This window comes from Paenarthrobacter sp. JL.01a (genome assembly GCF_025452095.1).
Classification (GTDB): domain Bacteria; phylum Actinomycetota; class Actinomycetes; order Actinomycetales; family Micrococcaceae; genus Arthrobacter.
Window position 1 is genome coordinate 3,822,391 of record NZ_CP104877.1, and the last position, 15,945, is coordinate 3,838,335.

At 64.2% G+C, this 15,945-nt stretch carries 16 protein-coding genes; 6 read left to right on the forward strand and 10 right to left on the reverse strand.

Annotated features, from left to right (window positions below):
- Nucleotides 1-51: 51 nt before the first annotated feature.
- Genes N5P29_RS18125 through N5P29_RS18135 form a run of 3 tightly spaced genes read right to left on the reverse strand, consistent with a single transcriptional unit; the run spans nucleotide 52 to nucleotide 2,481 of the window.
- On the reverse strand, nucleotides 52-948 hold the full coding sequence (locus tag N5P29_RS18125; protein WP_262276186.1) for a DUF817 domain-containing protein: 897 nt from the start codon (nucleotides 946-948) through the stop codon (nucleotides 52-54).
- Nucleotides 941-1,732: an oxygenase MpaB family protein gene (locus N5P29_RS18130; RefSeq protein WP_262276187.1), complete on the reverse strand. Its 792-nt coding sequence runs from the start codon at nucleotides 1,730-1,732 to the stop codon at nucleotides 941-943. The genes N5P29_RS18125 and N5P29_RS18130 overlap by 8 nt, the downstream gene beginning before the upstream one ends.
- 23 nt (nucleotides 1,733-1,755) lie before the next feature.
- Nucleotides 1,756-2,481: a TetR/AcrR family transcriptional regulator gene (locus N5P29_RS18135; protein WP_262276188.1), complete on the reverse strand. Its 726-nt coding sequence runs from the start codon at nucleotides 2,479-2,481 to the stop codon at nucleotides 1,756-1,758.
- Between the two features lie 146 nt (nucleotides 2,482-2,627).
- On the opposite strand from N5P29_RS18135, the gene N5P29_RS18140 reads away from it, so the two are divergent.
- From N5P29_RS18140 to N5P29_RS18150, 3 genes are all read left to right on the forward strand, one after another.
- Nucleotides 2,628-3,572: an NAD-dependent epimerase/dehydratase family protein gene (locus tag N5P29_RS18140; protein ID WP_262276189.1), complete on the forward strand. Its 945-nt coding sequence runs from the start codon at nucleotides 2,628-2,630 to the stop codon at nucleotides 3,570-3,572.
- 131 nt (nucleotides 3,573-3,703) lie between these two features.
- The gene (locus tag N5P29_RS18145) at nucleotides 3,704-4,366 is read left to right on the forward strand and encodes a hypothetical protein (RefSeq protein WP_262276190.1); all 663 of its coding nucleotides are present in this window, start codon (nucleotides 3,704-3,706) and stop codon (nucleotides 4,364-4,366) included.
- Between the two features lie 57 nt (nucleotides 4,367-4,423).
- Complete coding sequence (locus N5P29_RS18150; RefSeq protein WP_262276191.1) at nucleotides 4,424-5,653, forward strand: pyridoxal phosphate-dependent aminotransferase; 1,230 nt, start codon at nucleotides 4,424-4,426, stop codon at nucleotides 5,651-5,653.
- Between the two features lie 10 nt (nucleotides 5,654-5,663).
- On the opposite strand, the gene N5P29_RS18155 is transcribed toward N5P29_RS18150, so the two are convergent.
- Genes N5P29_RS18155 through N5P29_RS18170 form a run of 4 tightly spaced genes read right to left on the reverse strand, consistent with a single transcriptional unit; the run spans nucleotide 5,664 to nucleotide 10,837 of the window.
- Complete coding sequence (locus tag N5P29_RS18155) at nucleotides 5,664-7,292, reverse strand: long-chain fatty acid--CoA ligase (RefSeq protein ID WP_262276192.1); 1,629 nt, start codon at nucleotides 7,290-7,292, stop codon at nucleotides 5,664-5,666.
- A gap of 4 nt (nucleotides 7,293-7,296) precedes the next feature.
- Complete coding sequence (locus N5P29_RS18160; protein ID WP_262276193.1) at nucleotides 7,297-8,676, reverse strand: MFS transporter; 1,380 nt, start codon at nucleotides 8,674-8,676, stop codon at nucleotides 7,297-7,299.
- Between the two features lie 56 nt (nucleotides 8,677-8,732).
- A complete protein-coding gene (locus N5P29_RS18165) occupies nucleotides 8,733-9,920 on the reverse strand; it encodes an acetyl-CoA C-acyltransferase (protein WP_262276194.1) in 1,188 nt (395 codons plus the stop codon).
- Nucleotides 9,917-10,837, reverse strand: a complete 921-nt coding sequence (locus tag N5P29_RS18170; protein ID WP_262276195.1) for an SDR family NAD(P)-dependent oxidoreductase — start codon at nucleotides 10,835-10,837, stop codon at nucleotides 9,917-9,919. The genes N5P29_RS18165 and N5P29_RS18170 overlap by 4 nt, the downstream gene beginning before the upstream one ends.
- A gap of 123 nt (nucleotides 10,838-10,960) precedes the next feature.
- On the opposite strand from N5P29_RS18170, the gene N5P29_RS18175 reads away from it, so the two are divergent.
- Nucleotides 10,961-11,584 carry a TetR/AcrR family transcriptional regulator gene (locus N5P29_RS18175; RefSeq protein WP_262276196.1) on the forward strand — a complete coding sequence of 208 codons (624 nt, stop codon included), beginning with the start codon at nucleotides 10,961-10,963 and terminating at the stop codon, nucleotides 11,582-11,584.
- Between the two features lie 21 nt (nucleotides 11,585-11,605).
- Here N5P29_RS18175 and N5P29_RS18180 read toward each other — a convergent pair whose 3' ends face one another.
- Nucleotides 11,606-12,643, reverse strand: a complete 1,038-nt coding sequence (locus N5P29_RS18180; protein ID WP_262276197.1) for a zinc-dependent alcohol dehydrogenase family protein — start codon at nucleotides 12,641-12,643, stop codon at nucleotides 11,606-11,608.
- A 93-nt stretch (nucleotides 12,644-12,736) separates the two neighbouring features.
- Between N5P29_RS18180 and N5P29_RS18185 the strand changes: the two genes are divergently transcribed.
- A complete protein-coding gene (locus N5P29_RS18185) occupies nucleotides 12,737-13,195 on the forward strand; it encodes a carboxymuconolactone decarboxylase family protein (protein ID WP_262276198.1) in 459 nt (152 codons plus the stop codon).
- A 17-nt stretch (nucleotides 13,196-13,212) separates the two neighbouring features.
- Entirely contained in the window at nucleotides 13,213-14,109 is an 897-nt protein-coding gene (locus N5P29_RS18190) for a sigma-70 family RNA polymerase sigma factor (protein WP_262276199.1), read from the forward strand.
- Here the strand turns inward: N5P29_RS18190 and N5P29_RS18195 are convergent.
- The gene (locus tag N5P29_RS18195) at nucleotides 14,087-15,415 is read right to left on the reverse strand and encodes an APC family permease (RefSeq protein WP_262276200.1); all 1,329 of its coding nucleotides are present in this window, start codon (nucleotides 15,413-15,415) and stop codon (nucleotides 14,087-14,089) included. The two genes, N5P29_RS18190 and N5P29_RS18195, sit on opposite strands and share 23 nt — an antisense overlap.
- 91 nt (nucleotides 15,416-15,506) lie before the next feature.
- A complete protein-coding gene (locus N5P29_RS18200) occupies nucleotides 15,507-15,944 on the reverse strand; it encodes a hypothetical protein (protein WP_262276201.1) in 438 nt (145 codons plus the stop codon).
- Between the last annotated feature and the right edge of the window lies 1 nt (nucleotide 15,945).

Here is a 15,945-nt window from a genome sequence, read left to right on the forward strand (position 1 = left end):
ATGTCAATCCAAAGTTGAGTCGAGTGCGCTCAACCTTGTCCACCAGACCGACTACTTCCCTGTGTTTGCAGGGATTTCATCACCCTTTTCGCTCACGGTGAACTGTTCCAAGGGCTCCGGTTTGTACACCCATGCCACCAGTACCACGGAGATAATCATCAGCAGGAACCATGCCAGGAGCTTGTCAATGGACACCGCCTGCCAGCCCGCCAGCTGGTTCGGATACAGCCACGCACGCGACCACGTGCCGATGTTCTCCGCAAACCAGATGAACAGCGCCACCAGCAGGAACGACACCAGGATCGGCATGCGGAACCGCTTCCGGAACACCCTGAAGTGCATCACGCACCGGCCGTAGACAAGCACGACGGCGGCCAGCAGCACCCAGCGAAGGTCAAGGATGTAGTGGTGCGAGAAGAAGTTGACGTAGATCGCACCGGCAACAAGGGCAGTGATCCAGCGTCGAGGGTAGCGGTCAAAGCGGAGATCGAACAGCCTGAACACCCGGACCATATACGAACCCACGGCGGCGTACATGAATCCACTGAACAGCGGCACGGCGCCGATCCGGAGCACCCCTTCAGCGTCGTAGGCCCAGGAGCCGACGTCCGTCTTGAACAGCTCCATCACGGTCCCCACCACATGGAAGAGCAGGATCACCCGGAGCTCGCGCAGGGTCTCGAGTTTGAAGCAGATCATCAGGACCTGGATGACGACGGCGGCGATGGTCAGGAAATCGTTGCTGGCCAAACCAGCGTCAGCGGGATACCAGAGCCGGACTCCGATGATCACCACCAGCAGCAAAGCACCGAATACGCACGCCCACGCCTGTTTCAGGCCGAAAACCACAAACTCGGTGAGCTGCCCTCGGAGCTTTCCCCCGGAGCGGTCCAGGTAGCGGTGCGCAGCCTGGTCGATAGCCTGCTCCACCGATGTGGAATTACGCATGTGGCGCCCCCCTGTCCACAGCAAGCTGCCTCAAGTAGTAGTCCCGGGGCCAGTGCCGCACGCGCTGCGGCAGCCGCGGGTAGACACGCCCCACGGTCCTCATGATCCTGTTGAAGCGGCGCTCATGCCCGGCGCTCCACTCAAGGCCGTAGGCGTCCCGCACATGATCGGGCAGCAGGCCGGCCGTCAGGAATCGTGCCAGCGGCATGGCCAGTCGCAGCAGCTGCGGGCCACCTGAGGGGTGGAGCAAGTCCCGCGCAACGCCCAACGCCTTGGCGTCCGGCTGCAGCGCGGCGACTTGAGCATCCCAATATTCAGCGAAGGCGGGCCGATCCGGCGGCCACAAGCTGGCCGGAAGCTGCAGGGCAGTCCCGATCCGCGCGTACTCGCGATAGATGCGGTCGGCGGCGTCGTCGTCGAGCGTCCCATGGACCTGCTCGTAAACGGTGACGGCGGTCTCGTACAAGGTGGCGACCACCCACAGCTGGGATTCGGCGTCGAACGCGCTGTAGCCTGCGGACGATTCATCGGCTCCCCGGCGAACCGGCGCGTGGGCACGGTTGACGGCTCGGCGGACGGCCTTCACTTGTTCCTCGGAGCCGTAAACCACCGCATAGACGTAGGTCATGGTGGCGCGGAGCCTGTCCATGGGACGCTCGGCGAAATTGCTGTGCTCCGCCACGCCGTGCCCCACGCGGGGGTTGGCGATTTGCAGGAGAATCGCGCGTCCCGCACCTGCCAGCAGGACGCCCTCCGCACCAATATCCGCCAATCCCCGAACCATCCGAATACTCTAGCGCTCCCGCCTTAGAGCCCGGCCACACCCTCGAGCACTGCCAGCTGATGCTCAAACAACTCGTCGCGGGCCTTGAAGGTGTCCGGACCGTACTGGCCGAAAACTTCGAAGCTGATCGCGCCAAAAATGGAGGTCCACGCGAGCACGCCGCGTGCGAGGGACGATTCCGGGACCTCAAGGTTCAGTTCGGAGCGGATGGCGTCCAGGTCCGCGGCCAGCGCCGGAGGAATCACGACGCCGGGACCCACCTCCGCGTTGAGCGCCCCGGCCCGCTGGGCTGCGTCGAAGATGCCCACCAATCGGAAAATCACCCGGGTTCCAGGGACGGTGGTGCGCTCCCCGGGAGCCTGGTATCCGGGCACGGGACTGCCGAAGAGGAGGGCGTAGCTGGCAGGCTCCCGGATCGCCCACTGCCGGACGGCACGGCCCAGAGCCCTGAATTGCCCGGGGAAGTCCGCCTCCGGGACGGCTGCCACGGCTGCGTCCACCTGGTCGCCGAGCTCGTTGTAGCCGTCGATCAGCAAGAGCGTGAGGAGTTCGTCGCGGTTCTGGACATAGCGGTAGACCGCAGAAGATACGACGCCTAGATCCCTCGCCACGGCCCGCAAGGACAGGGCAGCAGCTCCATGGACAGCCAAGTGCTCCCGACCAATCCTGACGATATCCACCAGCGTTTGGGCGCGGGCACGTTCGCGCGGAGTGGCAGCTTTGGCATTGGAGGCTTTTGCGGCAGACATGGCTACAGCTTGCCACAAGAGAGAGCGCTGTCAACATTCGAGAGCAGTGCTCTTGACATTCAGATGGATAGTCGCCATTCTGAATGAGAGAGCAGTGCTCTCTCATTGCTTTCAGCCAAAGAATCCCAACCACGAAAAAGGCCACCATGTACGTTGTCACCGGAGCAGGACCTGTCGGATACACCATTGCTGAACAACTCGCGGAGCAAGGCCACCAGGTCCGGGTGCTGACCCGCTCAGGCAACGGCCCGGAACATCCCCTCGTGGAAAGGAAGCGGGTGGACGCCTCAAATCCCGCGCAGCTCAACGAAGCCGTGGCAGGAGCATCGGCAGTATTCCACTGCATCCACGGATCGGCCTACCGCGCCGCAGCGTGGGCCGCCGAACTCCCCCAGGCCGAGCAAGTGGTGATGGATGCAGCGGCAGCCGCGGGCGCCGTCGTCGTCTTTCCTGAAAGCCTGTATTCGTACAGCGAGCCGGACCGGGTCATGACGGAGGCCGGGCCGCGGGCTGCCAGCGGCGGTAAACGCGGCATCCGGACCGCCCTGTTGAACGCGCGCCAGGCACACGCGGCGAACACCGTGAGCGTAGTGGCAGGGGACTTCTACGGCCCGCTCGTGAAGATGGCCCACGCCGGCGAGCGCATGGTCACGCCACTCCTGGCCGGTAAGGCCGTGCAGGTCATCGGGAGCTCGCGCCAGCCGCATTCGTTTACCTATGTCCCCGATCTGGCCGCCGCCATGATCGCTGCAGCCGGGAAGCCCGAACTTTGGAATACCGTGCTGCACGCGCCCACAGGTCCTGCCATCACCCAGCGCGATATGGCAGCAGCGTACGCCTCAGCCGCCGGCGTTGCTGCGCCGAAGGTGGGCGCCGTGCCTGGCTGGGTGCTGCGGACAGCCGGGGTGTTTTCCACGGACATGCGGGAACTGGCCGAACTGCTGTACCAGTTCGAGAAGCCGTTCATCATGGATTCCGCCGAAAGCCAGCGACTCCTGGGACTCGAACCGACTCCACTTCCGCAGGCAGCCGCAGTTACCGTGGCATGGTGGCGGCAGGCCGCCCGGCAAGCGGACCAGGCAACGGCTTAGCCCCTGGCTGATGTCGCCTCGATGGGTTTATGGGTTCATCCCTACCCCTGGATCCCAGTGACTACACGGAATTGCGGGAGTAGCCTTGTTCCAGTTGTAGTTGTGGATTTTTGTCCGGCTGGGGTTCTGCCGTGGGCCATGTGCATGCGTCGCTGTCCGACCTTCTGGGGGTACTTTCCGACGCCGTCGCTCCCCAGCACGTAAGGTACGACGACGGGTCCCCCACTGCCGTTGTTCCGCCACCTGACGCTCCTGTTACGGTCCGCGCCGTCGCCCTTACCCGGGTGGGAAGGTCCCGGCGGGATGGACCTGTCCTGGACCTCGAATTGAGGGTGGCCGTGGAATGCCATGGACCGGAGCAGCTGGACAACATGGAGCAGCTCCTCCTGGCGGTTGAGCTCCACACGCACTACTCAGTGGTGTCCAATGGGGAGTTCCGGCTTGAAGAGTACTCCAATGCCATCCAACAGGGACTGGGGTTCATGGTCCGCGTTCCGGTGGCACTCCCCTTTGAGGAACCCTCGGATCCTCCCTTCCGTGAGCCGGTTGCCGGGAACGCCAATGCCGGCCGTAGGATCCGCGGGCGATTGGTCGACGCGCACAACAAGGGGATCCCGGACGCCTACATCCATGCGCATTCCTCGGCCGTCGCCGTCGTGAGCGATGCCACCGGGCACTTCGAAGTGCTGGCCTCTGCTGACGACCTTCAGCATTTTGCCGTGGCAGTGGGCGGCACGGAACGGGAAGTATCGGCGACCACCCGCAGCCTCCCAGTCATTATCCGTTGGGTTTAGGGGATCACTTTCCGGAATGGTTTGCCCGCCGGTGCCCATGCCATGAAAAGATCAACCATGCGTCCCATGCAGCACTCCAGCAAACTACAGAACGTCCGGTACGAACTCCGCGGCCCCATCCTTCAGGCAGCCAAGGCCATGGAAGCCGAAGGCCACCGCATTTTGAAGATGAACCTTGGGGACACGGCACCGTTCGGGCTGGAGGCGCCTGAGTCTGTGGTGGTGGACATGATCCACCACATCCGGGGGGCGCAGGGGTACAGCGATTCCAAGGGAATCTTCTCCGCACGCACGGCGATCTCGCAGTACTACCAGACCCGCGGACTGATGAACATCGGCGTCGAGGACATCTTCATCGGCAACGGTGTCAGCGAGCTGATTTCCATGACCCTGCAGGCATTCATGGAAAACGGAGACGAGATCCTTATCCCTGCGCCGGACTACCCCTTGTGGACCGCCGCTGTGACCCTCACGGGCGGCAAGCCCGTGCACTATCTCTGTGACGAGGACGAAAACTGGTGGCCGGACATGGCCGACGTCGAAGCCAAAATCACCCCCCGCACCCGCGGAATCGTGATCATCAATCCCAACAACCCCACTGGCGCCGTTTATCCCCGGCACATTGTGGAACAGTTCGCGGCCCTCGCCCGGAAGTACGATCTGGTGCTCTTCTCCGACGAGATCTACGAGAAGATCCGCTACGTCGATGCCCCGCACATCCACACGGCCTCCGTCGCGGACGACGTCTGCGTGCTCACGTTCAGCGGCTTGTCCAAGGCCTACCGGATGCCCGGTTACCGCGCGGGCTGGGTTGCGGTGACGGGTCCATTGGCTGCCACTGCCGCCTACCGTGAGTCCTTGGAACTGCTGGCCTCGCTACGGTTGTGCGCCAATGTGCCCGCGCAGCACGCGATCCAAACCTGCCTGGGCGGTTACCAGAGCATTGAGGCCCTCATCGCCCCGGGCGGCCGGTTGCGGGAGCAGCGTGATCTCGCATGGAAGCTGCTCACCGCGATTCCTGGCGTGTCCTGCGTACCGGCAGCCGGGGCGATGTACCTTTTCCCGCGCCTTGATCCGGAGATCTACCCCATCGCATCGGATGAGAAATTCGTCCTCCAGCTCTTGCAGGAACAGAAAATCCTGGTGTCCCACGGAACGGCCTTCAACTGGCCCACTCCGGACCACTTCCGTTTCGTGATCCTCCCTGCAGTTGGGGACATCGAGGAAGCCGTACGCCGGATCTCGCACTTCCTCGCCGCGTACCGGAACCGCCCGACGGAGGACTGACTCACAAGGCCTACAGTCCCCCTGTATCAGCGGCCGACTCCCGCAGCGCCTTCTTGGCGATCTTCCCGGTTGATGTCTTGGGGATCTCGGCAATGATGACCACCCGTTCCGGGATCCACCACTTGGCTACCTTGCCCTCGAGATGCGACTGCACGGATTCTGCGGTGAGGACGGCGTTCTGCCGGGGAGCAATGTAGGCCACCGGCCGCTCGCCCCACTTCTCGTCAGGAACAGCGACGACGGCGGCCTCCCACACCTCGGGGTGGCTGAGTATGGCGTTCTCCAACTCCGTTGAGCCGATCCATTCTCCGCCGGACTTGATCAGGTCCTTGAGGCGGTCCACCACATGGACGCAGCCGTCCGGATCGATGGTCCCCACATCGCCGGTCTTCAGCCATCCATCGGAAGTAAAAGCCTCCGAGCCGTCCGATGCACCGAAGTATCCTCCGGCGACCGTGGCTCCGCACACTTGCAGCTCCCCCGTTTCCTTGCCGTCGTGTGGGGCAAAGGTTCCGTCCGGCCGCTCGACGCGGAGCTTGACCAAGGGACTGGGATAGCCCGGAGCGCACATCAGGGCAAGTGCCTTGTCTCCCGTTTCGTCCCCGGCGGGCCACTCCCCTTTGGCTGGTGTCCGCGAAGAGGTAAGCAGAGGGCTTGCCTCCGTCATCCCCCAGGTTCCCACCAACGGCACATTCAGTTCCTCAAGATACTGGCGGGCCAACTCGACGGGCAGCGGACTTCCACCGTTGGCCAGGCGCCGCAGCTTGGACAGGTCCCGCCCCTGCAGATGCGGCAGCAGGCTCTTCCAGACCGTGGTCACGGCGGCCGACACCGTAACCTGCTCCTGTTCCATAAGTCCGGCCAGCTTTTCCGGCGCCGTGGCCCGGCCCGGCAGGACCAGGGATGCCCCGCACAAGGCAGCGGCATAGGGAAGGCCCCACGCGTTCGCGTGGAACATGGGAACGATCGGCATCACGACATCGCCCTCGCCGAGGGCAAAGACATCAGCGAACAGCAGGGACATTGCATGCAGGATGATGGAGCGGTGGTCGTACAGCACCCCCTTGGGGCGGCCTGTTGTTCCTGACGTGTAGCAGAGTGCGGCGGCTGTTCGTTCGTCCGGGACATCAAAAGCCTTTACGCCACGCGCCTGCTCAAGGATCGATTCGTAGTCCAGGATGCGAGGGTCGCCGGGCACAGACGGCTTGTCACAGTCATCCATGACCACGATGTGCCGAAGCGTGGGCAGCTTGTCCGCGATCGGCCAGAGGACATCGAGCAAGGAGCGGTCCACGAAGAGGACGTCGTCCGCGGCATCGTTGATGATGTACTGAATGTCGGCGGGCGCCAGTCGATGGTTGATCGTATGCAGCACCCTTCCCGAACTGGGCACCGCCAGGTACAACTCAAAATGGCGCTGGGTGTTCCATCCGAGGGTGGCAACCCGGGCCGATGCCGGCACGCCCAATGTGTCCAGGGCACCGGCCAGCTTCCTGATCCGCTGCGCCACTTCGCCGTAGTTCGCAGACCGCCGGTCATCGAACCCGGCCGTGACCGCCGTCTTGTTGGCGAATGCTCCTTCGAGTCGGTCCACCAGCATGGGCGTGGCAAGGGGATGGTCCTGCATAAGTCCGTGCATCGTGTCAGCCTTCCTGCCGTGAATCCATGAGCCCGTGGGATGACAGCGCGCCACGCTCCCCGTCCGGATCGACCGTGATCGCCGAGCCACGGTCCTCGCGCTTCAGCGCCCACGTGAGAACCGGGGTAAGGGCTACGGAGATCCCGGATGCGGCAATGATGATGAAGAAACCGGTCGCCGGATCCCCTGTCGCCGTCTCGGCCACTCCGAAGAGATAGGGACCGACGAATCCTCCAATCAGTCCGATCGTATTGATGAACGCCAGGCCGGCAGCGGCCACAATCCCGGACATACGGGCCATCGCGATGGACCAAAACACCGGCAATGTACCGAAGATGAAGACGGCTCCGAGCGCGATGAGCACCACTCTGGCCACCGGGGGCTCAACGAGGACGTAGGCAACAGCTGTGGCGAGGGTACCCAGCGCCATGAAGCCGACCCAGGCAGCCTCTTTGTTCGAACGTCGGAACAGCCTTGGGATGAGCAGGACGCCGATCGTCGCGCCGATCCCGACGCTTCCGGAGATCAACCCGATCATGAACGGGCTCTTCACGTGCATGGATTCAATGATCGCCGGAATGTTGAACACCAATCCAACGCTGCTTACCTGGTTCAGGAAGTAGACAAGGGCAATGATCACAATGAAAGGACGGCCAAAGGCCCTGCGCAGGTTCCCCCGGATGCGGTGGTCGTGCTCGTCCGGCTTACCGGCATGACGGGACAGGCTGTCGGCTTCGTCCGCGGTCAGCCAGCGGGCTTGCTGGGGTGTCGACGGCAAGTTGAACCACACAACCACGCCGACCACCATCGTGAGCAGGCCCTCGATCATGAACATCCATTGCCAACCGTGCAGGCCGAACAGGGAGTCCAGCTCCATCAGGGCTCCGCCCGCGGGGCCGCCGATGATGAGGGCGATTGTCGGTGCGAGGTAAATGAATCCCATGACGCTGGCACGCTGATTCTGTGCGAACCACACAGTCACCATGTAGGCCAACGCGGGAAACAGCCCGGCCTCCGCGGCACCCAGAATGAACCGCAGGATGTAGAACGATGCTTCTCCCTGCACAAACATCATGAGGGCGGAAATTGCACCCCAGGTCAACGCGATCCTGGTGATCCAGGCCCGCGGCCCAACCCGGTACATGATCAGGTTGCTCGGGACTTCGAGGAACGCGTAGCTGATGAAGAAGATGCCGGCGCCCAGCCCGTAGGCGGCGGCGCTGAGTCCTATATCCGCCTCAAGGTGGGTTTTGGCGAGGGAAACGTTGGTCCTGTCCACGTAGGACATGAAGTACACAACGCAGAGCAATGGAATCAACTTCAACAGTGCTTTGCGGGTAGCTCTTGCGTGAACGACGTCGGTACGCAGAGATGGTTCGGTCATGGTGCCTTGATCCTCGCTCGGAGTGGTCTTGGATTGTGCCTTGAAAGGGTGGGAGGTCAGCAGACTTCGAACAGACCGGCGGCTCCCATTCCGCCGCCGACGCACATGGTCACGACGGCGTAGCGCGCGCCTCTGCGGCGGCCCTCCAGGAGGGCATGGCCCACCATCCGGGCGCCGGTCATTCCGTAGGGGTGGCCGATGGAGATGTCCCCACCATTGACGTTCATCCGGTCCGGGTCGATCCCCAGCCGGTCGCGGCAATACAGGGTCTGTGAGGCAAACGCTTCATTGAGTTCCCACAGGTCGATGTCCTCCACCCGCAGCCCGTGTTCCCGCAGCAGTTTGGGAACCGCGAAGACTGGCCCGATGCCCATTTCGCCGGGCTCGCAACCAGCCACCGCCATGCCGCGGTAGATGCCGAGGGGTTCAATTCCCCGGCGGTGCGCGAGATCGGCCTCCATGAGCACCAGGGCTGAAGCGCCGTCGGAAAGCTGGGAGGCGTTTCCGGCCGTGACCGTCGACGAGCGGGATGCCTGGCCATCGGCAAGAACCGGTCGCAGGGACGCCAATCCCTCCTTGGTGGTGGAGGGGCGGTTGCCCTCGTCGCGGGCCAAGGTGGTCTCATTCCCTGCGTCACTCTCCTGCCCGTTTCCCGGCACGATGAACGGGACGATCTCGTCGTCGAAAAGTCCTGCCGCCTGCGCTTGGGCGGTGCGTTGCTGCGACAGCAGCGCGAACCTGTCTTGTGCATCCCGGCCGATCCCGTAGCGCTCCGCGACGATTTCCGCCGTCTCAAGCATGGACAGATACATCGACGGGCGGCGCTCCAGCAACCACGGATCCTGGGCCAAGTAACGGTTCTGGTGCTCGTTCTGGACCAGCGAAATGGACTCAACGCCGCCCCCAACCGCAATCGACATACCGTCCGCAACGATCTGCTTGGCCGCTGTTGCCACGGCCATCAGCCCTGAGGCGCACTGCCTGTCAATGGTCATGGCCGGTACGGAATCGGGGAGCCCGGCACGGAGCACGGATTGCCGGGCAACGTTGAATCCCGTGGTGCCTTCCTGCATGGCACAGCCGAGCACGACGTCTTCGATCTCTTCGGGCTGCACGCCGGCCCGTTCGACGGCGGCCGCGATTGCGTGGGCGGCCAGCCCGGGACCGGTAGTGGCACCCAGCGTTCCCTTGTACGCACGGCCAATGGGCGTTCTCGCCGTCGAAACGACAACTGCCTCCCTCACAGCGCGGCCTCGGCAACGTCGTCACGTTGCGCGATGGCGATGTACCGGCGCGTCTGGTCGAAAGCGCTGTTCGTGAGCACGGAACCGGACATGTCACTGACCCGCGACCACTCGAGGGCAAGCTGCTCGGGCGTTCGCTTATCCTCCGGAAGGTAGACGCCTGCCGACTCTTCCATCCGGGCGACGGCGAACACTCCCGCGCCCGCTGCCAGGATTGTCTTGGTGGGGGCCTCCGGCGACACCATGAACACTGCACCAGGAGACACCGACTCGGGCGCCAACAATGCAAGCTCCCGGGGTTCAAGGAGGTCCTCGGTCATTTGCGTCGCTGCGGTGGGTGCCAGGGAGTTGACCCGGATGCCTTTTCGCTCGCCCTCGATTGCCAGCACGTTCATCAGCCCGACAACAGCCGATTTGGCCGCGCCGTAGTTGGCCTGGCCGAAGTTGCCGTAAATACCGGAAGCCGACGTAGTCATGAGGATCCGCCCGTACCCCTGCTCGACCATGTGTGGCCAGACCGCGTGGGAGCAGTTCACCGACCCCATCAGATGGACATCAACTACTGTGCGGAATGCCCGGAGGTCCGACTTCGCGAAGGACTTGTCCCGCAGGATGCCTGCGTTGTTGATGAGGATGTCCACGCGCCCCCAGGTGTCGATGACCTGGGCAACCATCGCGGCAACAGCTTGTTCGTCCGAAACGTCGCACAGCACCACCATGGCCTCGCCGCCGGCATCCTGGATCTCCCGCGCCACCCCGGCGGCAGCGGACTGGTTGCCTGAGTCGCCTGCCGGCCCGCCGACGTCGTTAATGGCAACCTTGACCCCCCGCTCCGCCAGCGCCAAAGCGTGTGCCCGCCCCAGTCCAGCGCCGGCTCCGGTGATGATCGCTACTTGCCCGCGGAAGTCGATGCCCACAGATGTCTCCTTTGTTTCGCCAACATACTACTCAGTATTATGTTGTGGAGATCACAGCGTCGTCAAGGGACCAGGGAGAAGCGATGGCATGATGTTTTGGGACCAACGCCTGATGGAGGACAAGTGACCAATACTGCCGACGCCGACCCCGGCATCAGGGCGCGCGTCCTGGATGCAGCCGCTGCGGCGTTCGCGCGCAGGGGATTTGCGAAGACGACGATCGACGACATCGCCTTGGCCGTGGGGGCCACCAAGGGCCTGGTCTACTATCACTTCAGATCAAAGTTCGATATCTTCCTGGCCGCGTACGAGCTCGGGATGCACAAGGTGAAGGCAGTCGTGGAGCCCCTGGCTGATTCACCCGGATCCGGGCTTGAGCGGCTCAAGCGCATGGCGACTGCCCACGTGATCAACCTGATGGAGGACGTGGACTACCACCACGTGGTGCATCAAGGGGTGCGGGACCAGTCTTCGGAGTCGCTAACGGTGGGTCAACGTGAAGCCCTGGTGAATCTCAACCAGCTCAGGAAGGACTACGAGCTCCTGTTCCGGCGCGTGGTGGAAGAAGGCGTCACCGACGGCTCACTCCGGAAGGTCGACCCACCCCTGGCCACCCGTGTTCTCCTGAGCAGCCTCAACGCCGTCGATGTCTGGTACCGCGAGCAGGAGAAGCAGCACGCGGAGGGCATCCGGGCCTTGGCCGGGGACGTGGTTGAACTCATCCTCGGTGGAGTCGCCGCCTCCTGACGCGACCAGCCCACTCTGGAACTAGAGCGCCGGGTCAATCATGGTCATGCCCGCCGGATTGGCCTTGTCGAAGCCGGGCAGGAGCTCTGCGGCGTCCTCCAAGCCAATGGTGCGTTCAATAAGCAGCTGCGGCTGGAGCGCCCCCTGCTCAATGAGCGCCATCATTCCCGGATAGTCCACGGCGGCCATGCCGTGACTGCCCAGCACGTCGAGCTCCCAGCCGATCACCCGGGCCATGGGAACCTGGGGGTATCCGTCGATCGAGGGCAACAAGCCGATTTGGACGTGCCGTCCCCGCCGTCGAAGGCTGAGGATCGCGTCGACACAGGTCTGTTCACTTCCGACGGCGTCAATCGCCACGTGGCTGCCACCATCAGTCAGCTGGGACACCGCTTCCGGAATGTCCGTACCGTCAGCCACCACAGTGTGTTCGGCACCCAAACGCGCAGCCACAGCCAACGCCTCCGGGTTCCGGTCCACGGCGATGACCCTGGCGCCCATGGCCTTGGCGATCATCACTGCGCTCAGCCCGACGCCACCCGCCCCCACCACAGTGACCCATTCCCCGGTCTTCACCTGCGCCCGGGCAGCCAAAGCGCGGTAGGCCGTTGCGAAGCGGCAGCCGAGGCTTGCCGCCGTCGTAAATTCAACGTTGTCCGGGAGGGCAACAAGGTTGCTGTCGGCGGCGTGCAGGGCAACGTACTCGGCGAACGATCCCCAGTGGGTGAAGCCTGGTTGCTGCTGCTCCGGGCAGACCTGCGCGTCGCCGGCGAGGCACCATTCGCAGGTGCCGCAGCCGCAGACGAAGGGCACAGTGACGCGGTCGCCGATCTTCCAGTTCCGGACGCCTTCGCCCACGGCGTCGATGACGCCGGCGAGTTCGTGGCCAGGCACGTGGGGCACGGCTATGTCGTCGTGGCCGGCCCAGGCATGCCAGTCGCTGCGGCACATGCCCGTGGCCAGCACCTTCACCACCACACCCCCAACAGGGGCGCCGGGCTTGACGACCTCCCTTACCTCGGGCTGGGTCCGGACCTCATCAAAAACAACTGCACGCACGGACTGACTCTAACAATCGGCCGGCACTGTCACACTTTCGCTGCTGCTTCCGACATCACTGATGTAACGCAAAAACTCTGAAGGGAAGTCAGCATGACCCGCATCAACATCGGTCGCAGCAACAAACTCGGCTACGCTGCCGTCATTGGCCTGGAAGGTTACGCCCGCACCGCTGTGGATCCCGATCTGTACGAGCTGATCAAGCTCCGTGCCTCGATCCTCAACGGCTGCGGATTCTGCGTGGACATGCACGCGACAGACGGCCGGAAGCGTGGCATTCCGGCCCGCAAACTGCATGCCGTGGCCGCCTGGCAGCACTCGAAAGTGTTCTTCGACGCCCGCGAGCAGGCCGTCCTTGCCCTCACCGATGCCTTGACCCAGTTGGGACCCGACACGGTGACCGACGAGATCTGGAATGCTGCCGCGACGCATTTCGACGACGGCCAGATGGGCGGCTTGGTCCTGGCGATCTCCACCATCAATGTCTGGAACAGGATCGCCATCAGCACGCAGATGGAACCGCAGGTGGATGAGAAGAATCCGCTGGTCTGAACGGTAACGTGGGCAGCATGACTCTTGCAGTCTCGGCCACTGTGGCGTGGCAGAGCGAACGGAACCGCCTGTTGGGGATTGCCTACCGGATGCTGGGCGACTTCGGCCATGCCGAGGACGTGGTCTCCGAGGTTGCGATCGACGCCGTACGGCAGGAACGGAACATCGACGGCGGCCGCGTGGTCTCCTGGCCGGCGTGGCTGACCACCGTGTGCGTGCGCCGTTCCATCGACCGTGTGCGCCAGCTCGCCGCGGTCCGGGAAGACTACACCGGACCATGGCTGCCTGAGCCCGTGGACACCGCGCAATTGCCCGAGGAAGCAGTGGCCAACCGCGAACTGCTGTCCTTGACCCTGCTGCATCTGGCCGAGCAACTGGCACCGGAGGCGCGGGCGGCGTTGGTCCTCCACCGCGCCTTCGGAATGACCGCGCCGGAGATCGCGGACATCCTGGATAAGACGCCGGCCGCCGTTCGCCAGCTGATTTCGCGGGCCGAACGCCGCCTGGACATCGACCCCGATGCACCCGCTCCCCGGGCCAAGGACCGGGCCGTGCTGGACAAGCTCGTCCAGGCCATCGAGCAGGGTGAGATCAACACGGTGGTTTCGATGCTCCACCGCGACGCCGTGCTGTGGGCCGATGGCGGCGGCAAGGTCAAGAGCGCGATGAACCCGCTGTTCGGGGCCTCGAGGATCGCGCGATTCTTTGCAGCCATCCTTGGCAAGGCGGTGGCCTTCGATCCCGTGGAGCCGATCCGGGCCTGGGTTGTGGAGATCAACGGTGGAGCGGCTTTGGTGCTCAGGCACAACGGCCGCGCCGACGTCATCGAGGTGGACGCTGCCCCGGATGGAAGTATCCGGGGGCTGCGGCAACTGTCCAATCCGGACAAACTTACGAGGGTCTCCCGTTCCTAGCCACGAGTTCGCGGGAAGGCTGCGGGTTCGCCGGGAAACTTCCCTGCGAAGTGGCACGCTTCCCGCGAACTCGCCCGGCAACCAGGGCGGCCACCCCCAGGCCTGCCGGGACGAGCAGCGCCCATCCACTGAACACGAGCACCACCAGCATCACCACAGCCGCCACGATCACGCCGTACCACGCCGGAGTTCCGCGGCGGAGCAGGACCACTCCGGCTGCCAAGCCAAAGGCCGTCACCGCGGTGAAGCACGCCGAGGCCGCGCCGATCTGGAACTCCATGCTCAGCAGCCCGGTCGCAGCCAGAACAAAGGAAATTGACGCCATCACTCCCAGGACGCCGAGACTCACCGAGGGGACCTCCCCCGGCCCGGCGCCACGCGCCAATGCCCGCGGCAGCACGCCGTCGGACGCCAACCTGGCACCGAGCTTGCTGGCACCGGCGACGAAAGTATTCAACGGACCGAACGTCAGGACAGCCGCCGCGACAGCGGTCACCGGTGCTGCCGCGGGGCCGAGCCCTTTGGCCAGCAACTCGGCAACCGGCACGTTGCTGCCTGCCAGCGCAGGCCCCAAAACAGCTACGCACGCAGCCACGAGCCCGATGTACACCACACCGACGACGACGAGCGTCAGCCAGGTTGCCCGCTTCAGGTCGCGCTCGGGGTTGCGGAACTCGCCGGCCAGGTGCGTGACGGCTTCCCATCCGGCGAAGCAGAAGAACAACAAGCTGGCCGCACCTCCCACAGCCCAATAGCCATGCGGGGCGAACGGCTCAAAGTTCTCAGGCCGGGCATAGGGTGCGGCCACGGCAACAGCGAAGGCAAGCAACGCCACCAACAAGACCATCAGGAGCAGCTGCAGTTTGCTGGAGACCCTGATTCCCACCGCGTTGCTCAGAAAACCGGCCGCAAGGATAAGCCCCGCGGCAATCAGGGCCGTCTCCCGGCCACCTCCCATGGCGTGCGCGATGTACTCCCCGCCGATCACCGCGGTCGCGGGCGCGCCGAAGGGAATGGCGAAGTAGAACAGGTAGCCGGCCACCACTGACGCCCGCTGGCCAAAGGCCCTCGTCACAAACGTTGCGATGCCCCCGGCGTCGGGCTGTTGCCTGGACATTTCGGCGAAGCTGAACGCCACAGGAGTGCAGAACACAAGGAGCAAGCCCCACGCCAATATCGACGCCGGTCCGGCCACTTGTGCGGCGATGGCGGGCAACACCAAGACTCCCGAACCCAGAATTGCGCCCACGTAGATTCCCGTTGCACGGAAGAGACCCAGACCTGAACCTTTGACAGCTTTGTTCACCGTTCCACTGAACAGTGTTCGGAGGGGTTCCAACAAGCAGGGAAACTGCCTGCGAGGAGCAATATCCTGCCGAATTTCCGGGACACCTGATCTAGGCGGCCAGAGCCTGCGAGCGCCTGAGGCGGGCCACCAGCGTGGAGGCGAGCAACGCCGTCGTGATTTCCAGTCCGATCACCAGCAGCAGTTGCGCGGCTCCGCTTATATCAACAGCGTTCGACGACGACCTGCCGCCGTGCGCGTGTCCGGCACCGCCCGCGCCGAGCAGCAGCGCAGCGTGCAGGGCAACCATGGCAAGCGCCGAGCCGGTGACCTGGTGGAGGGCCCCGACGCGGCTGTGGCGCCAAATGTGGATGGTGCACGGAACGCACACGGCCGCGAGGGCGATCATGAGCACGCCGACCCAGGCTTCGTGGTGTCCGGAGGCGGCCAGCCAGAGGTGTACTGCGCAGGAAATGGCGGTGAGGGCCGCGCAGATCCGGGGATGGAGGACGGGCCCGGCTTGGCGGACCCGTCCTGCGATGATCGCCATG